The organism is Kitasatospora sp. NPDC004799 (assembly GCF_040609095.1).
Lineage (GTDB): Bacteria > Actinomycetota > Actinomycetes > Streptomycetales > Streptomycetaceae > Kitasatospora.
In genome coordinates this window covers 1-2,725 of record NZ_JBEXJK010000660.1, presented here as the reverse complement: position 1 = coordinate 2,725, position 2,725 = coordinate 1, and the positions used below count along the sequence as shown (strand labels likewise).

Annotated in this window: 2 protein-coding genes; both read left to right on the top strand. The window is 76.8% G+C overall.

All coding sequences use genetic code 11. The features are described from left to right. Positions 1-62: 62 nt before the first annotated feature. A complete protein-coding gene (locus ABZW03_RS39575) occupies positions 63-1,019 on the top strand; it encodes an alpha/beta fold hydrolase (RefSeq protein WP_355269536.1) in 957 nt (318 codons plus the stop codon). A 60-nt stretch (positions 1,020-1,079) separates the two neighbouring features. Then, a complete protein-coding gene (locus ABZW03_RS39570) occupies positions 1,080-2,636 on the top strand; it encodes a long-chain fatty acid--CoA ligase (RefSeq protein ID WP_355269534.1) in 1,557 nt (518 codons plus the stop codon). The last annotated feature ends 89 nt before the right edge of the window (positions 2,637-2,725 follow it).

The window sequence follows — 2,725 nt, the reverse complement described above, 5'->3', positions numbered from 1 at the left end:
GGCGCCGGCGGCGACTCCGGCGCCCGCTCGGGCACCGGTTCCGGCGCGGGGGAGGCCCGGCGGTGAGGACCCCCCGGTTCCCCGTGATCGCCGAGATCGCCGCGCCGGACGGGGCCCGGCTCACGGTCCGGGCGCTGGCCCGGCCCGAGCCGGCCGCCCCGGTGGTGATCGTCCTGCCGGCGATGGGCACGGCCGCCCGGCACTACACCCCGCTGGTCCGCGCCCTGCACGCGGCCGGCCTGAGCGTGGCCACCTGCGACCTGCGCGGCCACGGCGAGAGCCGGCCGCAGCCGCGGCGCGGGGTCTCCTTCGGCTTCCGCGAGCTGGTGGAGCACGACTTCGGGGCAGTGCTCGACGCGGTCGCCGAGGCGTTCCCGGACGCGCCGCGGCTGCTGCTCGGGCACAGCCTGGGCGGGCAGCTGGGCCTGGTGCACTGCGGCGCCTACCGGCCCCGGCTGGCCGGCGCGGTGCTGGTGGCGAGCGGCTCGGCCTGGTACCGGACCTTCGGGGTCCGGGCGGGCCTGCGGCGGCTGGCGCTGAGCCAGTTCGCGGTCGTCGCCTCGGCGGTGGCCGGCCACTGGCCGGGCGAGCGGTTCGGCTTCGGCGGCCGCGAGGCGCCCCGGCTGATGCGGGACTGGGCGCGGCAGATGCGCACCGGCCGCTACCGGGTGCGCGGCGCGGTCACCGACTACGAGCGGGCGCTGGCCCGGGTCGACCTGCCGGTGCTGGCGGTGGACGTGCAGGGCGACGAGCTCGCGCCGCCGCGGGCCGTCGACCACCTGTGCGCCAAGCTGCCCGCGGCCCGGGTGGAGCGCTGGAGCTACACCGCCGAGCAGGCGGACGGCCGCCCGCTGGACCACTTCCGCTGGATCCGGCACAACCGCGGGCTGGTGGAGCGGATCGCCCCGTGGATGCTCGCCGCCGCCGAGGCCGCCGCCGAGCGGGCTGCCGCCGAGCAGGCCGGCGAGGGCGTCGGCGAGAGCGCCGCTCCGTACGGCGGTGTCCGTCCGACCGTATGACGATGTGACCGAGCCCGCCCCGAGCCCGCCCGCCCCGCGCCTGCCCCGAGGAGCACCCGCATGCCCGCCGTCCCCGCCCCGTCCGCGAGAAGCACCCAGCCGCCGGACGGCCCCGACCTGCCGCACGGCATCCCCGACCTGCTGGCCGCGACCGCCGCGCGCTGTCCGGACCACCCCGTCCTGCGGCTCGACGAGGAGGTGCTGAGCTTCGCCGACCTGGACGCCCGCAGCGCCCGGGCCGCGCACTGGCTGGCCGCGCTCGGCGTCGCCCCCGGCGACCGGGTGGCCGTCCTGCTGCCCAACGTGCCGGAGTTCGCGGTGCTGTACTACGGCATCCTGCGCGCCGGGGCGGTGGTCGTCCCGATGAACCCGCTGCTGAAGGCCCGGGAGATCGAGCACTGCCTCGCCGACGCCGGGGCCGCCGTGCTGCTCGCCTGGCACGCGGGAGCCGAGCACGCCGTCGAGGCCGCGCGGCGCACCGGCACCCGGCTGGTCGCCGTCGAGCCGGCCGCCCTCGCCGCGACGCTCGCGGAACAGCCGGCCGGGCCGCCGGCGAGCGGCGGGCGCGGGGGCGAGGACACCGCGGTCATCCTCTACACCTCCGGCACCACCGGTGCCCCCAAGGGCGCCGAGCTGACCCACCGCAACCTCGTCTGCAACGTCCGGGCCGGCGTCCAGGTGCTGGGGCTGGTCGAGGGCGACGTGATCTTCGGCGGGCTGCCGCTGTTCCACTCCTTCGGCCAGGTGATCGGCCTCAACTGCGCGGTGTCCGTCGGCGCGTGCCTGACCCTGGTGCCGCGCTTCGACCCGCTCGTCGCGCTCTCGGTGGTCCAGCGCGACCGGGTGAGCGTCTTCCTCGGCGTCCCGACCATGTACACCCTGATGCTCACCCACCCGCGGCGCGGCGAGTACGACGTCTCCTCGCTGCGGGTCTGCCTGTGCGGCGGCGCGCCGATGCCGCCGGAGGTGCTGCGCGGCTTCGAGGCCGACTTCGGCTGCGTGGTGCTGGAGGGCTACGGGCTGTCCGAGTCCTCGCCGCTGGCCTGCGCCAACCGGAGCGACCGGGAGCGGATCGCGGGCACCATCGGCATCCCGATCGAGGGCGTGCGGATGCGGATCGTCGACGAGTCCGGCGCGGAGGTGCCGGACGGCACGGTCGGCGAGGTGGTGATCCGGGGCCACAACGTGATGAAGGGCTACTGGCGCCGGCCCGACACCACCGCGCAGACCGTCCGGGACGGCTGGCTGCACACCGGGGACCTCGGCACCCGCGACGAGCGGGGCGACTTCCGGATCGTCGACCGCCGCAAGGACGTCATCATCCGGGGCGGCTTCAACGTGTACCCGAGGGAGGTGGAGGACGTGCTGTACGAGCACCCGGCGGTGGCCGAGGCCACGGTGATCGGCGTCCCCCACCCCGTCCACGGCCAGGAGGTGGCCGCCGCCGTGGTCCTGCGCGGGGGCGCGTCCGCGACCCCGGAGGAGATCCGCGCCTTCGTCCGGGAGCGGGTCGCGCCGTACAAGTACCCGCGGCTGGTCTGGACGGTGGACGCGCTGCCCAAGGGGCCGACCGGGAAGATCCTCAAGCGTGAGGTCGTGGTGCCCGAGGGGAGTTGAGGCCCAGCCGGACAGGTTCCCGCTCTCGAAGCCGCCGTTGGTGATCAGGTCGGTGTCGGCGGCGTGGGCGCCGGTGCCGCCGGCCAGGA

Bases quoted from the DNA above. Each gene is read 5' to 3' on its own strand.
- ABZW03_RS39570 (WP_355269534.1), top strand. From the start codon at position 1,080: ATGCCCGCCGTCCCCGCCCCGTCCGCGAGAAGCACCCAGCCGCCGGAC.